Annotated in this window: 16 protein-coding genes; 12 read left to right on the top strand and 4 right to left on the bottom strand. The window is 69.4% G+C overall.

Annotated elements, in window-relative coordinates; translation table 11 throughout:
- The first annotated feature begins 186 nt into the window (after nucleotides 1–186).
- The 4 genes from ABDW59_RS08750 to ABDW59_RS08735 are packed head-to-tail and all read left to right on the top strand — an operon-like array spanning nucleotide 187 to nucleotide 5,450.
- The gene (locus ABDW59_RS08750; RefSeq protein ID WP_343629285.1) at nucleotides 187–1,794 is read left to right on the top strand and encodes a hypothetical protein; all 1,608 of its coding nucleotides are present in this window, start codon (nucleotides 187–189) and stop codon (nucleotides 1,792–1,794) included.
- The gene (locus ABDW59_RS08745; RefSeq protein WP_343629284.1) at nucleotides 1,791–2,225 is read left to right on the top strand and encodes a hypothetical protein; all 435 of its coding nucleotides are present in this window, start codon (nucleotides 1,791–1,793) and stop codon (nucleotides 2,223–2,225) included. The genes ABDW59_RS08750 and ABDW59_RS08745 overlap by 4 nt, the downstream gene beginning before the upstream one ends.
- Nucleotides 2,209–3,687: a hypothetical protein gene (locus tag ABDW59_RS08740; protein WP_343629283.1), complete on the top strand. Its 1,479-nt coding sequence runs from the start codon at nucleotides 2,209–2,211 to the stop codon at nucleotides 3,685–3,687. The genes ABDW59_RS08745 and ABDW59_RS08740 overlap by 17 nt, the downstream gene beginning before the upstream one ends.
- Nucleotides 3,687–5,450: a hypothetical protein gene (locus tag ABDW59_RS08735; RefSeq protein WP_343629282.1), complete on the top strand. Its 1,764-nt coding sequence runs from the start codon at nucleotides 3,687–3,689 to the stop codon at nucleotides 5,448–5,450. Before ABDW59_RS08740 ends, ABDW59_RS08735 begins: the two co-directional genes overlap by 1 nt.
- Here ABDW59_RS08735 and ABDW59_RS08730 read toward each other — a convergent pair.
- Nucleotides 5,396–7,537 carry a TonB-dependent receptor gene (locus ABDW59_RS08730; protein WP_343629281.1) on the bottom strand — a complete coding sequence of 714 codons (2,142 nt, stop codon included), beginning with the start codon at nucleotides 7,535–7,537 and terminating at the stop codon, nucleotides 5,396–5,398. The genes ABDW59_RS08735 and ABDW59_RS08730 overlap by 55 nt on opposite strands.
- A gap of 199 nt (nucleotides 7,538–7,736) precedes the next feature.
- On the opposite strand from ABDW59_RS08730, the gene ABDW59_RS08725 reads away from it, so the two are divergent.
- Both ABDW59_RS08725 and ABDW59_RS08720 read left to right on the top strand, forming a co-directional pair.
- Complete coding sequence (locus ABDW59_RS08725; RefSeq protein ID WP_343629280.1) at nucleotides 7,737–9,617, top strand: hypothetical protein; 1,881 nt, start codon at nucleotides 7,737–7,739, stop codon at nucleotides 9,615–9,617.
- 229 nt (nucleotides 9,618–9,846) lie between these two features.
- Complete coding sequence (locus ABDW59_RS08720) at nucleotides 9,847–11,196, top strand: sorbosone dehydrogenase family protein (protein ID WP_343629334.1); 1,350 nt, start codon at nucleotides 9,847–9,849, stop codon at nucleotides 11,194–11,196.
- A 39-nt stretch (nucleotides 11,197–11,235) separates the two neighbouring features.
- On the opposite strand, the gene ABDW59_RS08715 is transcribed toward ABDW59_RS08720, so the two are convergent.
- Nucleotides 11,236–11,424 carry a DUF6496 domain-containing protein gene (locus tag ABDW59_RS08715; RefSeq protein ID WP_343629279.1) on the bottom strand — a complete coding sequence of 63 codons (189 nt, stop codon included), beginning with the start codon at nucleotides 11,422–11,424 and terminating at the stop codon, nucleotides 11,236–11,238.
- A gap of 177 nt (nucleotides 11,425–11,601) precedes the next feature.
- Here ABDW59_RS08715 and ABDW59_RS08710 point away from each other — a divergent pair, with 177 nt between their 5' ends.
- Nucleotides 11,602–11,961: a helix-turn-helix domain-containing protein gene (locus ABDW59_RS08710; protein ID WP_343629278.1), complete on the top strand. Its 360-nt coding sequence runs from the start codon at nucleotides 11,602–11,604 to the stop codon at nucleotides 11,959–11,961.
- Complete coding sequence (locus ABDW59_RS08705) at nucleotides 11,958–13,397, top strand: type II toxin-antitoxin system HipA family toxin (protein WP_343629277.1); 1,440 nt, start codon at nucleotides 11,958–11,960, stop codon at nucleotides 13,395–13,397. The genes ABDW59_RS08710 and ABDW59_RS08705 overlap by 4 nt, the downstream gene beginning before the upstream one ends.
- 2 nt (nucleotides 13,398–13,399) lie before the next feature.
- On the opposite strand, the gene ABDW59_RS08700 is transcribed toward ABDW59_RS08705, so the two are convergent.
- Nucleotides 13,400–13,960 carry a hemerythrin domain-containing protein gene (locus tag ABDW59_RS08700; RefSeq protein ID WP_343629275.1) on the bottom strand — a complete coding sequence of 187 codons (561 nt, stop codon included), beginning with the start codon at nucleotides 13,958–13,960 and terminating at the stop codon, nucleotides 13,400–13,402.
- A 439-nt stretch (nucleotides 13,961–14,399) separates the two neighbouring features.
- Here ABDW59_RS08700 and ABDW59_RS08695 point away from each other — a divergent pair, with 439 nt between their 5' ends.
- The 4 genes from ABDW59_RS08695 to otsB all read left to right on the top strand — a co-directional run bounded on the left by ABDW59_RS08695 (nucleotide 14,400) and on the right by otsB (nucleotide 18,327).
- On the top strand, nucleotides 14,400–14,612 hold the full coding sequence (locus tag ABDW59_RS08695) for a hypothetical protein (RefSeq protein ID WP_343629274.1): 213 nt from the start codon (nucleotides 14,400–14,402) through the stop codon (nucleotides 14,610–14,612).
- A 147-nt stretch (nucleotides 14,613–14,759) separates the two neighbouring features.
- Nucleotides 14,760–15,275 (top strand): hypothetical protein, encoded by a 516-nt coding sequence (locus ABDW59_RS08690; RefSeq protein ID WP_343629273.1) that lies wholly within the window; start codon nucleotides 14,760–14,762, stop codon nucleotides 15,273–15,275.
- On the top strand, nucleotides 15,272–17,569 hold the full coding sequence (locus tag ABDW59_RS08685; protein ID WP_343629272.1) for a trehalose-6-phosphate synthase: 2,298 nt from the start codon (nucleotides 15,272–15,274) through the stop codon (nucleotides 17,567–17,569). The genes ABDW59_RS08690 and ABDW59_RS08685 overlap by 4 nt, the downstream gene beginning before the upstream one ends.
- Complete coding sequence (gene otsB / locus ABDW59_RS08680) at nucleotides 17,566–18,327, top strand: trehalose-phosphatase (RefSeq protein ID WP_343629271.1); 762 nt, start codon at nucleotides 17,566–17,568, stop codon at nucleotides 18,325–18,327. The genes ABDW59_RS08685 and otsB overlap by 4 nt, the downstream gene beginning before the upstream one ends.
- Here the strand turns inward: otsB and ABDW59_RS08675 are convergent.
- Entirely contained in the window at nucleotides 18,305–19,660 is a 1,356-nt protein-coding gene (locus ABDW59_RS08675) for a hypothetical protein (RefSeq protein WP_343629270.1), read from the bottom strand. The genes otsB and ABDW59_RS08675 overlap by 23 nt on opposite strands.
- Nucleotides 19,661–19,716 lie beyond the last annotated feature (56 nt).

The following is a 19,716-nucleotide window of genomic DNA, read 5'->3' as shown; positions in this document are numbered from 1 at the left end:
CATCGGCGATGTGCGGTGAGCATTCGCCGAACGCCGACGCGGGTTCGCTCGAATATCTGGAAGCACCGATTCGGCCAATGATGAATGTCAATGCGGTCGACAAACCCCGCGAGGGCTATCGCGTGACAAATGTCGCCTGTGCAACCAACAGGCGTCGACCGCAACGCGGCTTCGAGGCCACCCCTCATGCCGAAGATTCGCGAGATCTCCGCCCCCATCCGCGGCTACGCCGAGTCGACCACACTGGAAGATGATTGGGAGCTGGTTCATGGCGTCGCCACCAGTCCGTCCCTACCGGCCAAGCAAGCCCGATTCATCGATGACGTCCTGAATCGATCGATCCCTGAGCCGCCGCCGAAGAGCGCGCCGAGCGAACCGGGCTGTGAAAGCGCTCAGCTCTTCCGCCAATGGATCGACGCCGCAACGCTGCGTCAGGCAAGCCTGCGGCGTCCCGACGAGCGGTTCGACGAGCTCTGCAGGCTCGCGCTCACCCTGCGTCTCACCCATGACGGCGTCTTCCGCCACGCGGCCAAGTTGCTGATCGCCAAGTGCGACGCGTTCCTTGCAAGGGCCGAGAGCGATCCTGCCCAACGAGAACTGATCCAGGAAACGCGGGTCGCCGCCCGATGGAGCCTGCAGGAGTATTTCGAGCGCCAGCTCGAGGTCGGTTTCAAGAGCTCCGATCACATGGATCGATTGCTGGCCATGCGGCAGCATGCGGAGTGCTTGGCCGAGTCTTTCGGCGTGCATCACGGCAGCGAGGAGCTCGGTCGGGATTTCATCCTCGACGCGGGCGGTAACGTCGCCTACGCATTCAAGCCCCTGCTGAACGTCCCCGAGGGAGCCGACCGCACACGGGCCGTTGAAGCGGTGATCCGCGAGGTGCCGCGAGCCCTCACGGTCTCCCGCGTGTGTCGTGAACTGGCCTCCGCGTTGCCGGCAGTGCAGGCTTGCGAGACCGATCTGGTCACCCTGCGCGGCCGCTGGGGCCCCCAACGGCTTGAAGACTTGGCGACAGGCGACGGAGATGGCAGCGACGACGCCCAACTCGGTCTGCTCACTCGTGCCCCGGCGGGCTTTCATCTGCATCTGGACGACATCGATCCCGGCAGCGGCCGGGCAGCGCGGCGATTGCATGCAGCGTCGCGGAAGCCGTTGAACCTCCTCGCCTTCGAGCAAGCGGCACTGCTGCGACTGTGTCTGGGGCAGCTCGGAGGCGATCTGAAGGACGCCCTGATTGACAACGAAGAACAGGTTTGGCTGCTGGATCACGCTGGCGCGCTGCCAGACGACTTCGACGGCGCCGCCTTGAGTCATGGGCTCTTCGGCCAACTCTTGGACCCTATTGGCGCGCGTGCCCCCCAATCGCGAGCCGTCATGGGTCCCCGCCTGGTCGCCGCCCTCGCCGACATCAATCTCGGCGCTCTCCAGGCTGCCGTCCAGACCGACAGGGACACCACCGCACGCATTCGCCGTTTGCTGGAGAGCGAGCTCACGAAGGAAGAGTTGACGCGCTGCGCGCTGGACGATCGCCAGCGGGAGCGCCTGCTGCTGTGCGCCGCCGAGGTCAAGGCCTGCGCCGCCTCGGTGGAAAGCCCCAACATTGACGCCTTCCTCCATCGCCTGACGCGACCGGAATTGCTGCTCCAGCTGTCCAGTGATCAGGCACGGGAAGCCTACCGGCTTGCCGACAGTGAGATTGCGTCGGACGACGAATTGGCTCAGCGCCGCGCGTTCCTTCGCCTTCATGAGGCGATCGTCGGCGGCACGTCCGCCTCGGAGGTCCGCGCATGAAGCCGCAGCGCTCCGGCCCCGCCACCACCCTGGTCCTCGCCCGACTCCGCTGGTCCGAGACCACGCGCCACCTGAGCGGCCTGCTCGACGAGCTCGCAGCGCGGGTGCGCCAGACCTGCGTCGCGCAGCCCGAAGCCCGCGCGATCGACCATGCGCTGGAGCTCGCCATCCGCGACCTCAAGCGCGATCTGCGCCGCTTCGGCGACGCGCTGGCCCGGCTGGCCGCCGACGCGTCCACTCGCGACGATCCGAGCGCCGCCTTGCGCGAGCTGCTCGCCCGATCCGCCGACCTGCTGCCCCCCGATGACCTCGTCGAGCTGATGGACCGCAACGGCTTCCTCGAGCTGTCGCTGGCGGCAACGCTCAAGCGGACGCTGCTCGATCTCGATCAATTGACCCGAAAGGAGGCCGACCATGCGCCCCGTCCCTGATGCCCCCCTCGCCTCGCTGCCCGACGAGTCGTCGTTCGATGAGCTCTCCGACGCGGATTCGGGCCATGCCCGGACGGACTCCCGCGAGATGATCGATGCCGACGCATGGACGGCCTCTGATGCCTTGCTCAAGGCGCGTGAATGGCAGGCCTCGGTCAGGCGGTCGCGCGGCTTTCACCGCAAGCCGGTCGATCCCGACTTTCATGCGCTCTGCGAGGCATCCATCGCGCTGGCGGACCTGACGCCGGAGCGCCCATCCCGCCCGTCTTCGCAAGCGGACCGAGATGGCGGCAGCGACTTTCGAGCGGCCGCGCGCAAGGTGATTGAACTGGGGACGGACTACCTCCGACGGCCAGGCGCCGCACGGAGCAACGACTACCTCGACAAGGCCCGTAAGCTTCGAGCGGCGGCGCTTGCGCGGGTGCGCGAGCACCTCGACCGCAACCTCCAGGACGCGCGTCGGTGCTCATCCGGCGTCAGCCTGGTCAATGCCTACAAGGCGCATGCCATGTATTGCCTGGAGTTCTTCGGCAAGGAGAATCTCCCCGCCATCAAGGACGATCTCCAGATCAAGCGCTACGACTTCCGGCCGCTGGCGCTCGACCCGTCGCCGCTGTCGCAAGACTTGGCGCCCGCCGCCTCCAGGATGCTGCTGCGCGAGGCCCTGGCGCAGATCCTGCGCGAAGGAACGCATGCGCCCGACCGCCCGGCCTGCTTGCCGGTGTGCTTTCCCGACCTCGGCCATGGGCTGCTCCTGATTCACCGCGATCCGCGCGAGCAGCCATCGCCGTTGGCGCGTCAGATCGCGGGCGTTCTCAAGCTCATCGCGCCGGTGTGGACCTCTGACGGCCATCCGTTGAACGCCTCCAGCGCGACCATCCCGCCATCCATGCTGGTCAGCCGTCTGCAGCCCGCGCTGGCTGGATGGCTGCGGACGCTCGATGTCGATGCACTGCACGGCCGGTTGCGGCAGGAGCGCGATCGTATCGTCGACGTCCTGACGATGCGGGCCGGCCCTTTGCCTGCAGCACTGGATTCGTCGCATCCACAGTCGGTGCTGTCCGACGAGCAACTGCGGCGGGTGGCGAATCGCCTGGAACGTCTCAAGGCCGAGGTCGCGGCCGACGCGGACCGTACGCTCGCGGACCTGGCCGAAGACTTCCAGGCGGGCCGGCCTGCCCGAGTCCATGTCGTGCCGCCCGCATCGCAGTCACGGCCTCATCCGCAGCCTGGATCGCCATCGCCATCGTCATCGTCATCGCCATCGTCATCGTCATCCGACCTGGAGGACGACGACCCGCTCGGGCCCTACCGGGGGATGCTGAACCAGCGGGTCCCTCCTGATCTCTACCAGATGACCATCGACGACCTCACCGACAGCGACGAGTCGCCCCCGTCCAGCACCGCCGGGATCGTCGACCGTCCTTCCTCGATGGACTCGAACCAGGAGCCTCGCCAGTGATGCCCCATTCGCCAGGACTCCGCGACTGCCCCGACCTGCCGGGCTGGTCGCTTGTCGACCCCGACGAGACAAGCACGTCGCCCTCCAGCAGCGATCCCATCGACATTCCGCGACGGGGCCGCGGACCCGAGGTCGGGCATGACGACGCCAACGGGCGGGCCGCGGAAACAGAGCGCATGGTGGCGGAGGCCGCCGCGCTCGTCGCCGAGTTCGGGTGGAAGCCGGGGCCCGGCGGCACGACGGGCGCGCTGCAGCTTTGCGACCGATCAGGGCGTCTGTGCTATCTCTTCAAGCCGATGATGGCGGCGGTCGAGGGCACCGGAGCCAAGCCCATGCCCGTGCTGCGCGAGGCCCTCGCCAGTCGCGCCGCCGATGAGATCCGGCGCCAGACAGGCCTGGATTTCGGCATTCCGCTGGCCGTGCCGGTGATCCTGCAAGGTCGTCCCGGCGTGCTCATCCAGGGATTGACGGGCGAGTGCCTCGATTTCGAGCGCTGGTACTCCGACCTGGCCTTCAATCGGATCGGCGAGGACAGCCTGCGTCGTGAAGCGCAATACGCGGACCGACGCATTCGCGTGATCGACGTCGTGCAACGCCAGCGGGCCATGCTCGCCAAGCTTGCCTTGGGCGACCTGGACATCAAGTGGGGCAATGTCATCGTCGGACGCGATCACGAGCGACGCTGCCATCCGATCGACTTCGGTTGCGCCTTCCCCAGCGAGGACGACATGCAGCAAGCCCTGCGCGACAAGCGGCGTCCGGATGCGCTGGCCTTTCTTCCCAGCGGAGGGTGGGACGACCTCGGCGACCTCCCGCTTGATCAGTGCCTGAGCTTGCTCTTCGCGGAGATCGATGTCGCCGCGCTGGAGACGAGCTTGCGCGCCGCCAGTCGGGCCCTGGGCGTGCAGACCCGTGAATGGGCCAGACTCCTGCCGGCGGGGGCATCGACAGACCCGCCGGACGACGCCGCCATCGCCAGGGCGATGGCCTCGCTGCGGCTGGTGCAGCGACTGCTGCGCGACGGCGGTCTCCTTTCAATGCGCCAGTTGGCCGACCGCTATGCGCAGGCCTTGCCGGAGATGGCCGCGGCGCCCGCCAGCGGCCGGCCTTCACAACGGGCCGCGGCCGCCGAGCGACTCGCGCGCAAGGACGCCATGCGCGCGGCGGACGCGAAGATGCTTCAGGGCTGGGCGGCCCAGACGGCGCTTGACCATCGGCGACGGGTCGCGGCGCGAGACGGCCTCCTCCTGCCGGCCGAGATCGAATGCTGGCCTGAAGCCCACCGGTCGCAGTGGCAAGCCGCCTATGCCGCTCGGGTCGTGCAAGCCCATTCGGAGGACGGCGCGACCTGCCTCGACCCGGCGGGGGCCGTGCCGGCCGCAGATCCAGACCGCTCGATGCGCATCGACCTGCTGAGCCAGGAACTCGCCAAAGCCGGCTCGCGCTCGCGCTCGCGCGGATTCGTGCCCTTCAGGCGATCGTCCGATCCTGTCATGAAGGACCTCCTGGAACGGGCCCTGACCTTGGATCGGATCGATGTCCTCAAGCAGGCGCAGGAGACCGGTCTCGCGCTGCTTGCCGACACCACGCGCTACCGCACCCACCTTGAGGCGACGCTGAGCGAGCTGGACGAGCGCGACGTCCGGCGGATGAGCGCGGCTCGACAGCGGCTCCAGACCTTGCAGACCATCGCGCTCCACGCGCGCGCCTACTGCCGCAGCGAGATCCCCACCCACACCGACCGCCCCGGCGCCGGCTCGTAGAAGCGGCCGTTGCCGTCGTTGACGATGACGCTGCCCGCGTAGCGCCGATCGGCGACGTTGTCCAGACGCGCGATGAGCTCCCATCGGAGCGCGCCCAGCGTCGCGCCGCGGCGCGCGCGCAGGTTCAGCAACCCGTAGCCCGCCGCCGACTCGCTGTTGGCATCGTTGACCGCGGTGCGACGCACACCGCGCCACTCGACGGCCAGTTCGCCTCGGGAAGCGAGCTCGAACGGACGCCACGCCAGCTCCGCATAGGCGCTGCCGCCGTTCGTGCCCGCGATCCGACGGCCTGCGGCCACCGGGACCGTCGCCACCGGACACGGCGTGCCGCTGCAGGTCAGGAACCCGTCGCGGTAACGCGCATGGAGCGTCGACACGCTCAGCTGCGTCCGCCATCGCGACGCCGGCTCCCAGCTGCCGCTCAACTCGACGCCTTGCCGCCGCGTCCGGCCCACGTTCTGGTAGCTGGCGCGACCGCCGCTGTTGGACAGCACGCCGATCTCGTCGCGCGTGGCGACGTGAAAAGCGCTGGCGTCCAGCGCCAGCCCGTCCCCGCGCCACTTCGCGCCGAGCTCCAGTTGGGTGCTCTTCTGCGGTCGCAGATCGGTGTTGAACCCGCCCTGCCCATCCGCGCGATACGCCAGCTCATTGAGCGTCGGCGATTCGAATCCCCGTCCCACCGCCACATGTAGCAGCAGCGAGGGTGCCGCTTTCCACCCCAGCCCCAGCGCCGGATTGGCATAGCTGAAGCGCAGCGCGCCCGAGTCGTCGCCATTGCTCAGGAAGCGATCCCGCGCCGACAGCGCGACGCGCCCCGCCCGCAGGCCCGCGCTGGCATTGAGCGTCGGCGACAAGGGCATCTCCAGCTGCGCATAGGCCTCGCGGGTGACGGCGTCGTTGTCCTCGTCGCGCCGCAGCGCGCCGGTCACGCCCAGCCGCTGCGACGCACCGGCGCCGACGAAGTTCTCAAAGCCTTGCCGGTCGTCGCGTTGGCGTTCCAGATTCAGGCCGGTGGCCAGGGTTCCGCCGCCCACCCGCCAGATCAGCCGGCCGTCCAGACCGTCGTAGCGCCGGTTGAAGTCGACGACACCGCCGCCGCTGCCGGCCGGCGTCTGGGCGCCCACCGCGATCGCCTGCCACTGCGTCACCGCTCGCCGGCCCGCATAGGCGGTGAGGCGGCTCTCGGAGAGCACGCCGTCCTCGTCGAAGCGATGCGCCCAGCGGCCGCCCAGCTGCGTCTGCCGGACGTTCTTGCGGGTGTCGAACTGCAGCGCCTGCGGCGTGGTCTGGTCGGGGTCGGCGTCCAATTGAGCGGCGGTCAGACCGAGCGGATCCTGCGCGCGCTGATCGATGCCGTTGAGCAGCACCAGCACGCGGTCCCGCGCACCGGTCCACGCGAGCCGTCCCTCTCCCAGCGTGCGCCGGGCCGCGCTTTGCGGCCGCAAGCCGTCGGTCTCCAGGTGAGAGACCCCCAGCCGCGTCTCCCAGCCCTGGCCGAGCGGCGCGCCGGCGCTCACGCGCAGCTGCCGCAGGCCGGCGGAGCCCGCGTCCAGATCGAGGCCGGCGAAGCGCTCGCGCACCGGCGCGCCGACGACGGCGATGACGCCGCCCGAGCTGTTGCCGTACAGCGCGGAGAACGGCCCGCGCAGCACCTCGACGCGGCTCGCGGACGCCAGGTCGAAGTGGGCGACCTGACCTTGGCCGTCGGGCATCGAGGCGGGGATGCCGTCGGTGTACAGGCGCAAGCCGCGAACGCCGAACGGTGCGCGTGCGCCGAAGCCGCGCGAGGACAGCTGCAGGTCTTGCGCGTAGTTCTGGCGGTTGTTGGCGGTGAGGCCCGGCACGCGAGCCAAGGCCTCGGACAGATTGATCATCGGCCCCGCGCCGCGCAGCGTGTCCGCGTCGACGACGCTGGCGGCATAGGGTGCGTCGGACAAGCGTCGCTCCGACACCGCGCCGGAGACGAGCACCGTCGGGAGCACCTCGCGCGCCGCGGGCACTTCCTGCGCGTCCTGTGCCGAGGCGTTCGCCGCGCCCGCCACGAGCCACAGCATCGCCGCGGCGCGCGGCGTCAATCCTTGTGTCATCGATCTTTCACCCTCTTCCTGATCTCGGATCGGCCCGCGACCCTACGCGAACCGGCCGCGGAAGGAGCAAGCGGGATGCCTTCGGAAAACGCGTGCCGTCCCGCGCGCGTGAACCCCACCGCAGACACCGACACCCATGCCGTCAGCCTCGCCGCACCGGTCCGTGGGGACCGGCGGGATGAGGCGGGAGTTGTCACCCATGCCCATCCATGCGCTCCAGTCCCGCTCCTGCGCGCCCGCCTCGTCGAGCGCACCGCACGCCGCCGGCGCCGCTTGCTCGTCCGGCGGCGAGGTCGCGCCGCTGACGCTGACGCAGGAGCAGCGCACCTTCGTCACCGAGACCACGAGGCGAGCCGCGCTCAAGCAGCGATTCTGCGGAGTGCTGCACAAGGCGACCAAGGAGGCGCAGCGCCTGGCCTCCGCCGCGCGGCTGGGGCCGCCCGCGTCCGGCAGCTTCCGCGAGCTCAAGCATGCGCATGATGCGTTCACCCTGAGGAGTCACGGGCGACCCTTCGACGAGGCGGCCGCGCGCGGGGTGCTTCAGCTGGCGCAGACCTACATCCGGAAGGCGTCGGAGACGGCTTCCGCAAAGGCCAGTGCGAAGGCGGTGAATTCGGCGAAGCCCAAGGTCCGCGCTGCCAAGCTGGTGTTGGCAAAGGCGATCAAGGACGATCTGGACCGTGCTGTTCAGCAAGACCGCGCCTGCCGTCAACTGGGCATCGACGCGCAACCGCATCGCTTCCATCCCGAACTGCAGAAGCGCAGCGCGGGAAGGCAGTCGCATGCGGCCGGTCTGTGCAGTGCCTTCCAGGATGTCAACCGCCCCCTGGACGGCACCAGCGCGCGCACGGTGCGCGACGCCGACGGGCACGCGGTCTACCGCTTCCTGCCCCTGCCCACGCGGCGCGCGTCGGGTCCGGATCGGGAGGGGCCTCAGCATGCGGTGCTGGCCTCCGTCCTGCATCGCGAGTTGCTGGACGAGGTCGGCATCGACCTGCGTCTGCCCGTCGCCACGCTGGCGATGCTGGACGGCGTCCCCGGCGTGCTGATTGACGCCGTGGACCTGCCGCGTGTCCCCGAAGGCCGCGCGATGCCGGCGCAGGAAGCGCAGCTCGCGCTGTTGGCCCAGTGGCTGGTCGGGCCCTCGCGCGGGGACTGGAGCGACTTTCGCGTCGACGACGAGGGTCGGATCCGCATGTCCCCCTGCGCGATGCCCGAGCGGACCCGGGAGCCGCGACTGCGCGCCGTGGAGGCGCTCTCGGGCGTCTCGCCCTTGGCGATCGACCGATCCGATCCTGCCGATCCGACGCCGCTGGCCGTCCTGCATCGCCCTTGGACGCAGGATCTGGAAACGCGCCTCGCCAAGGTGAGCCTGGCGCCGCTGCGGACATCGCTGGTGAATGCCCACAGCCGCATCAACCTCGACGCCGCTCGTCTGTGCAAGATCGGCGGGCGCGAGGGAGGCATCCAGGACTCCCCGATGCTTCCGGTCCATACCGCGGAGAAGCTGCTTGCGCGCCTGCAGGCCTTGCAGACGGTGCTTCTGGAGGCCATTGCCGAACGGGACGAGTTCGTACGACAACACCCCGGGTGCACGCCGCCTGCTCTTCCTCCCGTTCCGATGCTGCTCGCCGACGCCGCGGAGCAGCTGGAGGCATGGACACCGCCTTCCCCGCCGGCTTCCTTGCCGCCATCGTCGCCGCCCCTCGCAACGGCGTCTCCCCCGGCTTCCCCCGCGCGCCAGGCCACCGACGCGACGGCGACGGCTGAACCCTTGCCCGTCAAGGACGAGTTGCCGCGAGACCGGCGTGAACGGGTGCGGCGCTCCACCCCCGCCACGACCCTGACCCAGCGACTGCTGTTCAGACATCCGCTGCGCCAGCATCGCCTTGAGTCGGAGGCCTCGCTGCAAGGCCTCCAGATCCGGCGGCCCGCCGCTCGCCCGGCCGCGCTGCGCATGGTCGATCGCTGCTGCGCCGGCGTCGCCCGGCTGCTGGGCGTGAAGGACCCTCTCCACGAGCACCGGATCGCGCATGCGCGGGAGTACTACGCGGCAGGGACCTTGAAGAAGGCACCTTGACCGCGCGGCGTGCTGAGCGCAGCGGGGGGCCGAGAGCAGCGAGGCCAGCGCCGGGCACCCCGCTTGCTGATGCGATCGAATCGCCGCGTCCGTGCGGCATCCGATGCCGGAGCCCTTCATGCACCTGCCCGCCGCCCGATCCTCCGCCCCTGCTCGCCACGTCCGCCCGGAACCCCGCGCCCTCGCGCCGATCACGCTGTCGGTGATCGCCGTCGCGGCCATGGCGCTCATGGGGCTGATCGGCTACGGGACGGCGCTCGCGCTGGAAGCCCAGCCCGCCACGCCGCCGGGCTACGGCCCCAATCCCACGCTGCCCGAGCCCGCCAAGCGCCTCTTGCCCACGATCAACGTCGCCAAGGCGGTGGGCTGGCCGGCCGGCGTCCAGCCGCAGCCGGCGACCGGCTTGGCAGTCACGCGCTTCGCGGACAAGCTCGACCACCCTCGCTGGGTCTACGTGCTGCCCAACGGGGACGTCCTGGTCGCCGAGACGAACGCTCCGGTCCGCCCCGATGACGGCAAAGGCCCCAAGGCCTGGATCACCAAGCAGTTCCAGAAGAAGGCCGGCGCGACCGCCAAGAGCGCCAACCGCATCACCCTGCTGCGCGACACCAACGGCGACGGCGTGGCCGACCAGCGCTTCGTCTTCGCCGAGGGCTTGAACTCGCCCTTCGGCATGGCACTGGTGGGCCAGAGCTTCTACGTCGCCAACACCGACGCGGTGATGCGATTCCCCTACGCGGACGGCCAGACACGGCTGGCCGGTCCGCCGACCAAGCTGGCCGATCTGCCGGCGGGCTCCATCAACCACCACTGGACCAAGAGCCTCATCGCCAGCGCCGACGGCGCGAAGCTTTACGCGGGCGTGGGCTCCAACAGCAACGTCGCCGAGAACGGCATGGAGAACGAGCAGCACCGCGCCTCGGTGCTGGAGATCGACGTCAAGAGCGGCGCGACGCGGGTGCTGGCCTCGGGCCTGCGCAATCCGGTCGGTCTGGCCTGGGAGCCCACCAGCAAGGCGCTGTGGGTCGCGGTCAACGAGCGCGACGAACTCGGCGACGACCTGGTGCCCGACTACATCACCTCGGTCCAGGACGGCGGCTTCTACGGCTGGCCGTACAGCTGGTACGGGCGTCATGTCGACGACCGGGTGACGCCGCCGCGGCAGGAGCTGGTGGACAAGGCGTTGGTGCCGGACTATGCGCTGGGCGCGCACACGGCGTCGCTGGGGCTGGCCTCGGCGGACGGCAACAAGCTGACGCAGGAGCTCGCGCACGGCATGTTCGTGGGTCAGCACGGATCCTGGAATCGCAAGGTGCCGGCAGGCTACAAGGTGATCTTCGTGCCCTTCGTCGGCGCCAAGCCCAGCGGCATGCCGATCGATGTGCTGACCGGGTTCCTCAACGCCAAGGGCGAGGCCATGGGCCGGCCGGTGGGCGTCGCGCTGGATCGCGCCGGTGCGCTGCTGGTGGCGGACGACGTCGGCAACGTGATCTGGCGGGTCACCGCCACGGCGGCGCAAGGCCCGACGGCGGCCTATCCGCGCGCCGCCGAGGCGCCGAGCGCGCCGGCCTCGCGCTGACCAAGCCCCCGGCCTGCTGGCAGGCCCGGGGCTTGGCGCTCAATGATGGGCGCGCTTGGCGGGAACTTTGCCGCCGGCCTTGCGCGCCTTGGACAGCCCGATCGCGACCGCCTGTTTGTGGCTGGTCACGGTCTTGCCGCTGGAGCCGCTCTTGAGCTCGCCGCGTTTCTCTTCATGAACGGCCTTGGCGACTTCGTCCTGGGCCTTCTTTCCGTATCGGGAGGTCATGGCATTCCTTTTGAAGTGGTGCAAGGGGTTCAGGCAATGCGGATACCTTGTGACCGCATCCAGAGAGCTGGCGCAATAAAATGCGTATTTAAATAGATGGCGCACTTTATTGCGCCTTCTCTTGTAACGAGATCAGCAATAAAGTACCCTTCCTCAATCAAAGCGCACTTTATTGCCATGCTCACGCTGTCCGATATCGCCACCCTTCTGCGCGCCGCGGCCCAGCGCAACGGCATCACGCAAGCCCGTCTTGCCGATGCCGCCGGCATCTCCAGGCGCACGCTCACGCATGTCTTCAGCGGCGAAGAGGACTTTCGGATTTCCACCCTGATGGCCTTGGCGGACCGGTTGGGCCTGGAGTTGCTGCTCGTGCCCAAGGGAGCGGCGCCGGCGATGGCCGCGGGAGAGGCGTTGGGCCCCCCCGTGCGATCCGTCGTCACCGAAGCCCTGGAGGCGCTGCACACCCCACCTGGAACGGATCCCGACGGCCTGACGACTTCGCGGGCTGAACCTCCCGCTCGAAAGGCCCGCCGATGAACGTCAAGGCTCTGGCCATTCATCTGGGCGCCCTGCGGCTGGGCGTGCTGTTCCAGTACGCCTTGCCCGGCACGTCCATCACCCACCGATTCGTCGCCGACGAGGATCTGGCGGCGCGACCCGGTGATCGCATGCCCACCCTCTCGCTGTCGCTTCGCGCCGGAACGCCCCAGCAGCAAGCGGCGATCTGGCGCGACATCCTGTCGACCAGCTTCAACGGACGCGCGTCCTCGAAGAACGGCTGGCTCCTGCCGCCGTTCTTCCAGAACCTGCTGCCGGAAGGCGTGTTCCGCGATCACGTCGCTGCCCTTCGACATTGCGCGCCGGACGACCACTTCGAGATGCTGGCCGCCTGCGGCAAAGACCTTCCGGGCAAGGTCTACGCGTTGCCGGTCGAGCTGTCGCGCGACGAGCTTGCACGCTACGTCACGCAGGGGCAGGACGCGCTGGAGATGTCGGTCACCGCCGATCCGCTGGACGAGGGCGTGTCGCTGTCGGGCGTGCAGCCCAAGCTGGGCGTGATTCGCGACGGCGATCGCTACGTCGGAAGGACCAAGGACCAGGACACCCATGTCATCGCCAAACTGCCCGTCGTGGGCCAGCCCTTGTTACCGGAAGTGGAAGACCTGACCCTGCGCCTGGCGCGTGCGGCCGGCGTCGACACCTGTGACGCGGCGCTCGCGCCGCTCTCCCGGCTCGGCCTGGACCATGGCTACGACCTGGGCGATGCCGACGGCCTCACCCACTTCCTCGCGGTCACGCGCTTCGACCGCTCGCCGCAGGGGCGCATCCACGTCGAGGACTTCGCCCAGATCCTCGGGCGCATGCCGGAGGACAAGTACGGCGGCCCTTCACCGGAGGGCGCGACAGCGCTGACCTATCTGGACGTCGCCGCCGTGCTGCTCGCCGAGCCCACGATGGGCGAAGCGGCCGTGCATGAACTGCTTCGCCGCCTCGTGGTCAACGAGATGGTCGGGAACGCCGACATGCATCTCAAGAACATCGGCGTGCGCTACCTCGACGACGTGACGCCGACCTTGTCGCCGGCCTACGACCTGGTCGCCTATGCGGTGTTCCATCGCATCCAAGGGCATGCGTTGCTCATCCTGCCGCCCGAGTACCTCCCACGTCGCGCCATCGCGGAGCAAGCCGGCAGGGCGTCGACCAAGCAGTCGATCTCACCCGCACTGCTGCAGGCCTTCTGCGCTCGCCTGCGGATCGCGGTCAAGCCTGCGGAGCAAGCCATCTCACGTTGCGTCAAGGCTGCTTATCAGCAATGGCCGGCAATGATCGAAGGTTCCACCCTCACGCCCCAGCAGAAGCAGCGGCTGACCAGCCATTTCCTGAGCCATCCGCTGGTCGCGTCGCTCGCCCGCCGGGCGCAGCGCGCGGCGGCTCGAGAGCAAAGCGCCGAATCAGATCCGACGTCGGCCTGAGCTCACGCATCCTCCTGCCGCGCCCCTTCCCTCGCCTCGACTCGCAGATCGTCCTGCCACTGGCGCTCCAGTTCCGCGCGCCGGCGGCGCAGGTCGCTGGAGAGCGTGCGCCAGTCCACCGAGGTTTCCGAGGTCAGGCGCGGCAGGATGCCCTGCTCCACGTCCTTGGCGTGATGCTCGACGTAGCGGCCCAGCACGCCCATCAGCGGCGCGAACTGGTTGTCGTCGGCGCGCATCCGCCTGAGCTGCGACATCAGGATGCGCGTCACCAGGTGCTCCACCTCGGCCTCGTTGACCAGGCGTCGCTCCACGGTGCCGACCTCCAGGTAGCGACGCACCGCCGGATAGAAGAGCTCTTCCTCCAGCGTCGCATGCAGCGACAGCAGCGCGCAGGTGCGCCGCACCAGGGCTTCGCAAGCCTCGAAGTCGCGACGGGCCCACAGGCGGTCGAACTGGTGGAAGGCGTGCCGGGCGCGCTGGTGGTCGTCCACCAGCAAGGCCACCACCTCGTCGCGCGCGTTCAGATCCGCGCGAACGCTTCCCTGCGCGAACGCGTGATTCATGCGGGCACTCCTTCGCCGGCGCTCATGCGCGCGGGTGTGGCGTGATCGTCGTGATAGCGGCGCGGGCCGTCGGGATGCACGCCGGGGTCGTCGGGATGCTCGTGCGGGGCCTGATCCGGTCCGGGCTCGGGAGGCCGGGCCGGTGGTTCCGACGGGCGGTCGGAGCGTTTGGGCGACGGTGACGGCGCGGGTGCCGAGGAAAAGGCACCTGCGAATGGCGCTGGGGATCCGGGGGACGCGGCGTGTGCCAGTTCGTTCATGAACGGTGCCTCCTTGCGGTCGAGGCGGCAAACGAGGTGCCCTGCCCGTCAGCCTGTGGGCGATCACGGGGGCGGCAGTCGCGTGGGCCCAATGAAGGATCCCTGCTGCTGCACGCCTTGCCGCAGCGATCGGGCGCGCCGCTTGCAATGGAGGCCAAGCTCCCGCGAAGGAATTCCCCATGCACCACCTTCTGACACCGCTGCACGCCCACACGGTGCCGCCCTCCCCGCCGCATCCCAACGAGGTGCCCTACGTGCCGCCGCCTCCGCATGGCCCCACACCGGAGCCGGACACCGATCCGCCCGATGTGATCGACCCGCCCATCCCCGGCGAGAACCCCGTCCCCGTGCGGGAACCACCATACATGCCTCCGCCCACCGCCGTGCAGTAGTCAGCGCTGCCACGCCATCGCGACACCGCCCCCGCAAGCCCGGCGTCGCGCTTGGCCACCGGGGCGGGCAGCAAGCACGTGGGACGCCACCCGGCACGGCGATTGCCATCCTCGGAGGGTTGTTTCTCTCTGTGACAGGAGTCGCTCTTGCTGAATCCTCTGCTGCTGCCGGCGCTGCGCCGGGCATGCGCGGGCGGCGTGCTCGCCAGCGTGTTCTCAGGCCTGGCGCTGCTCAGAGGCAGCCGATCCGATCTGGCGCATCTGGTCGGTCGCGCCGAATACCGGGTGGGCCGCCCGCCGCTCAAGTCCTCCGCCGGCGACGTCGTGCTGCACACCGCCACCGCCGTGCTCTGGGGCGCGCTCTATGACCGGGTGCGCGCGATACGCCGCCGACCAACCCGCGCCAACGCCTGCGGCGACGCGCTGCTCATCACGGCCGTCGCGGTCGGCCTCGATCGCGTCGTCTCGCCCAGCCTGCTCACGCCCACCGCCGACCACCGCGCCACCGCGGCCGGCACACGCCCCCCCTCGGCCCTCAGCCTGCTGATGATCTACGGCGGCTTCGCGGCCGGGCTCGCGCTGGGCGGCATCGTCGCGCTGCGCGGCAGCGATGCACGGGACGATGCCGATGATCGCGACGCGTACGACGGGTGTGACGAATGAAATCGCTGCACCTCCAGATCCGCTTCCTCGTCCCGCTGCTGATCACGCTGACCGTCGCGGCACTGCTGGCGCTGCCGCTGCTCGACCGGATGACGTTGCGCTGGTTCTCGCGCGACCTCAGCACCCGCGGCGAGATGGTCGCCAAGACGCTCTCCGTCGCCATCACCGACATCGAGCCGGGCGCCAAGCGCGAGCGCCTGCGCAACCTGCTCGAACGCGGCGTGCTCGACGAGCGCCTCGTGGGCATCGCGATGTGCACGGCCGACGGCACGCAGGTGCTCAGCACCAAAGGCTTCCCCGACTCGCTGGGCTGCGCGGAGGCCGAGCGCACCGCCCGTCTCAAGGACCCGCGGCTGGACCTGTCCAGCGGTGCGGTCCATGTGGGCGTGTTCCCGGTGAATCCGCAGCAGGCCGACTCCGACCGCCTGGTGCTGCTGCATGACCTGAGCCTGCCCGATCGGCGCAGCCTGGACACGCGGCGCTACATGATCATCTTCATCACCGTGCTGGGACTGGCCATCGCCGGCATCACGATGATCGTGGCGCAGCTGAGCTGGCGCGGCTGGGTGAACGGCATGCGCGCCATCCTGCGCGGCGAGGGCTTGGTGCGGCCGCTGCTCAACACGAGCGGCTCCGGCGGCCCCGCCACCACCGAGCACGGCCCGCCGCCGGAACTCCAACCGCTGGAGGTCGAGATCCGCCAGCACATCCGCGAGCTGGAGGACAACCTCTATCGCGAGCATGGCCCGCTCACGCCCTGGGATCCCGAGCGGCTGCGCGGCCTGCTGCGCACGCAGCTGCGCGGGGATCAGGTGATCGTCGTTTCCAACCGCGAGCCCTACATCCACCACAAGGGCCCCAACGGCGTCACCGTCAGCCGGCCCGCCAGCGGCCTGGTGACCGCGGTGGAGCCGGTGATGCGCGCGTGCTCGGGCACCTGGATCGCGCACGGCAGCGGCAGCGGGGATCACGACGTGGTCGACGCCAACGACCGCGTCGCCGTTCCGCCCGACAGCAAGGACTACGTGCTGCGCCGCATCTGGCTGTCGGAAGAAGAAGAGCAAGGCTATTACCAGGGCTTCGCCAACGAGGGCCTGTGGCCGCTGTGTCACGTCGCGCATGTGCGGCCGGTCTTCCGCGAATCGGACTGGGCCCAGTACCGCGCGGTGAATCAGCGCTTCGCCGATGCCGTCGTGGCGGAAGCCCGTGGCGACGATCCGGTGGTGCTGGTGCAGGACTATCACTTTGCCCTGCTGCCCGCGATGGTGCGCGAGAAGCTGCCCAAGGCGACCATCATCACCTTCTGGCACATCCCCTGGCCCAACCCGGAGTCCTTCGGCATTTGCCCGTGGCGGCGCGAGCTGCTGCAAGGCATGCTGGGCAGCACCATCCTGGGCTTCCACACGCGCTTCCACTGCAAGAACTTCACCGAGACGGTGGACCGCTACCTCGAAGCCCGCATCGAGCACGAGCACGCCACCATCAGCTATCAGGGCGAGCCGACGCTGGTGCAGAGCTATCCCATCTCCATCGCCTGGCCGACGGAGGAAGAGCGCGCCGGCTGGGCCTCGCCCGCCGACGCGCGAGCAGCCGTCTTCGAGCGTCTGCACCTGGCGCCCGACACCATGCTGGCGGTGGGCGTGGACCGCTTCGACTACACCAAGGGCATCCTGGAGCGGCTGCACGCGGTGGAGCGCCTGCTCGAGAAGTACCCGCCATGGCAGGGCCGCTTCGTCCTGGTCCAGGTCGCGGCGCCGACGCGCAGCGCGCTGGAGGAGTACCGCGAGTTCCAGGACCGCATCCACCGCGTCACCGATCGCATCAATCTGCGTTTCGGCATGGCGGACTACAAACCGGTCCTGCTGCTGGCCGAGCACCACGACCACGCGGCGTTGATGGAGCTTTATCGCGCCGCCGACATGTGCGTCGTGACCAGCCTGCATGACGGCATGAACCTGGTGTGCAAGGAGTTCATCGCGGCGCGCGACGACGACCAGGGCGTGCTCATCCTGAGCCGCTTCGCCGGCGCCGCGCGCGAGCTGCCGGAGGCGCTGGTCATCAATCCGTACCACGTCGAGGAGACGACCGACGCGCTGCACCGCGCGGCCACCATGCCGCCGCAGGAGCAGCGCGAGCGCATGGCCAGCCTGCGCATGACGGTGCGCGAGTTCAACGTCTATCGCTGGGCCGGACGCATGCTCACCGACGCGGGCCAATGGCGGCTGCGCGAACGCATCACGCGCCGCGTGCAACGCCGCTCGCGCGAGTCCGGCGAGGAGGCGCTGCTGCCATGATGCCGACCCGCTATCTGCTGGACCCCGAGGGCCGCGAGGCGTTGGCCCGTCTCATGAAGCGCCGCCCGCTGCTGGGCTTCGACTTCGACGGCACGCTGGCGCCCATCGTCATGCATCCGGACGAGGCGCGCATCGCCGCGTCGACGTCCCGGCTGCTGGAGACGCTGGCGGCGCGCGTGCCCGTGGCCGTGGTCAGCGGCCGCCAGGTGCTGGACGTGCGGCATCGGCTGGGCTTCAAGCCCACGCACATCGTCGGCAATCACGGCGCGGAGGACGAGTTCGACGGCCCCGATCCGCGCGTGGTGACGACGCTCGCGCCCTTTCGCGAAGCGGCGCGGCGGCTGGAGCCCCTGCTCAACGAGGCCGGCGCGACCATCGAGGACAAGGGCGCGTCGATCGCGATCCATTACCGGCTCGCGCCCAATCCGGCGATCGCGCGCGAGGCGATCGCGGTCTTGATGCGCGAGATGCCGCCCGGCATCGAGGCCGAGACCGGCAAGCGCGTGGTCAACGTGTTGGTCTCCGGAGCGCCGCACAAGGGCGATGCGCTGCTGCGACTGGCGTCCCGCTACGGGACCGACGCCGGCTTCTTCGTCGGCGACGACACCAACGACGAGCCCGCCTTCGAACAGGTCGGCCACGAGTGGATCACGGTGCGGGTCGGGCCGCGGCTGGATCACAGCCATGCGCGCTACTACCTGCAGGAGCAGGCGGAGATCGATGAGGTGCTGCGGCTCATGTTGGAGGCGGCAGGCTGACGCTTCCAGGTTCCGCCCGCTTGACCCGTGGCCCCAGCAGCTGCTCGCAACACGAGGCCAGGTAGCGGGCGATGGGCGTATCGCTGAAGAGATACACGGCGATCGCGATGCACAAGCAATCCTCCGGCGTCATGCGGCCCTTGAACGCCTGCTCGATGAGCTCGCCTCGGGCCGCCGATTCGCCGCCCTCCGCCTTTCGTGCCGCAGCCAGGGCGGCAACGGCCTTTTCGGCGCTCAGCGCTCCGCGCAGCGGATGCCAATCCTTGCCGCAGGCCTTGTCCGCCGCGCACAGCACCAGGCTCCTGAGCAGGGAGAGCGGCAGACAGCCCTGCGGATGCCCGCTGCGAGAAAGCGCCACGCTGATCGAGCACGCCACCGCAGTGACTTGCGCCGTCGAGAGCGCAGCGAGCTCGTCGCCCATCTCGTGGCCCCAGCACTGCTCTTTCAGCAGCTGCACGCATCCGCGCGGCAGTCTGGCGACGAGCAGGTCGACCAGCGCGTCCTTGGCGCCCGCCTTCCCGCCTGTGATCAGGGTGGACAGCGCCTGCGCATCCTCCTGACTCCGACGCTGCGCCCCAGCCGCGACCTGATCGCGCACCGGCATCGCCCGCTCGACATGCGGCCTCACGGAGTCGCACAGTCTCGCGATCCGGTCGGACTCGGATTCGGTGACGGCCTGGGTCTGAGCCCGAGCGCCAAGCCAGCGCAAGGTCGCCGGACGCCGGGCGGGCTGTGGCATCCGGGCCTCGCTTGGTCCCGCCGAGGGCTGGACGTTCAGAGCAGCTCGAGGTCGATCTCTGGTCTCCAGTATCGACAGCGCCGCCTTCAGGCTGACGACGGCGTTCCCCAGGTTCACGCCCGAGACGATGTCCCGGTCAAACCCGACGGCGATCTGCAGCGCCTGCACGGTTCGCAAGGGATCGTCGTCGGAGAGGTGGCGCTTGACGAGGTCATCGGCCGAGCTCACAAGCTTGTGCGAGGCGGCGTCGTGACAGCGCAGCAGGGCCTCCGCTGCCGACACGCTCAGGTCCACGTTGTTCAGGCCATACGCGACATTGATCGCGAGGTTGGCGTCGCACGAGGCCCCCGTCGGTCGGCGCTGGAACTGCGCATCGGCCAGTTCCAGCCAACGCAGCCCCCGTTGACGCCGCGAGGCGGCGATCATTCCTTCGGCCGAGTTCGCCCGAGAGCTTGCCACCTGGTCCAGAGCATCGAGCGCCTTTTTCCTCTCCTCGATGTCCTGCTCAAGCTGCCGGACCGTCAATGGACCGTGATCGGAATCGGCTGCGGGGAGCGGACGGCTGGCGACGGAGGAGAGGAAGGGTTGCCACATGATTGATCCGGAAGCAAGAAGGGGCCGTCAGTCGCGCCCCTGCGCCTCCCGTTCAT

Origin of the sequence: Roseateles sp. (assembly GCF_039595295.1) — a bacterium.
In the GTDB taxonomy this organism is placed as follows: Bacteria; Pseudomonadota; Gammaproteobacteria; order Burkholderiales; family Burkholderiaceae_C; genus Roseateles.
The sequence above is the reverse complement of the archived record's forward strand: the minus strand, read 5'-3'. Positions and strand labels throughout refer to the sequence as shown.

Bases quoted from the DNA above. Each gene is read 5' to 3' on its own strand.
- ABDW59_RS08750 (WP_343629285.1), top strand. From the start codon at position 187: ATGCCGAAGATTCGCGAGATCTCCGCCCCCATCCGCGGCTACGCCGAG.
- ABDW59_RS08745 (WP_343629284.1), top strand. From the start codon at position 1,791: ATGAAGCCGCAGCGCTCCGGCCCCGCCACCACCCTGGTCCTCGCCCGA.
- ABDW59_RS08740 (WP_343629283.1), top strand. From the start codon at position 2,209: ATGCGCCCCGTCCCTGATGCCCCCCTCGCCTCGCTGCCCGACGAGTCG.
- ABDW59_RS08735 (WP_343629282.1), top strand. From the start codon at position 3,687: ATGCCCCATTCGCCAGGACTCCGCGACTGCCCCGACCTGCCGGGCTGG.
- ABDW59_RS08730 (WP_343629281.1), bottom strand. From the start codon at position 7,537: ATGACACAAGGATTGACGCCGCGCGCCGCGGCGATGCTGTGGCTCGTG.
- ABDW59_RS08725 (WP_343629280.1), top strand. From the start codon at position 7,737: ATGCCCATCCATGCGCTCCAGTCCCGCTCCTGCGCGCCCGCCTCGTCG.
- ABDW59_RS08720 (WP_343629334.1), top strand. From the start codon at position 9,847: ATGGGGCTGATCGGCTACGGGACGGCGCTCGCGCTGGAAGCCCAGCCC.
- ABDW59_RS08715 (WP_343629279.1), bottom strand. From the start codon at position 11,424: ATGACCTCCCGATACGGAAAGAAGGCCCAGGACGAAGTCGCCAAGGCC.
- ABDW59_RS08710 (WP_343629278.1), top strand. From the start codon at position 11,602: ATGCTCACGCTGTCCGATATCGCCACCCTTCTGCGCGCCGCGGCCCAG.
- ABDW59_RS08705 (WP_343629277.1), top strand. From the start codon at position 11,958: ATGAACGTCAAGGCTCTGGCCATTCATCTGGGCGCCCTGCGGCTGGGC.
- ABDW59_RS08700 (WP_343629275.1), bottom strand. From the start codon at position 13,960: ATGAATCACGCGTTCGCGCAGGGAAGCGTTCGCGCGGATCTGAACGCG.
- ABDW59_RS08695 (WP_343629274.1), top strand. From the start codon at position 14,400: ATGCACCACCTTCTGACACCGCTGCACGCCCACACGGTGCCGCCCTCC.
- ABDW59_RS08685 (WP_343629272.1), top strand. From the start codon at position 15,272: ATGAAATCGCTGCACCTCCAGATCCGCTTCCTCGTCCCGCTGCTGATC.
- otsB (WP_343629271.1), top strand. From the start codon at position 17,566: ATGATGCCGACCCGCTATCTGCTGGACCCCGAGGGCCGCGAGGCGTTG.
- ABDW59_RS08675 (WP_343629270.1), bottom strand. From the start codon at position 19,660: ATGTGGCAACCCTTCCTCTCCTCCGTCGCCAGCCGTCCGCTCCCCGCA.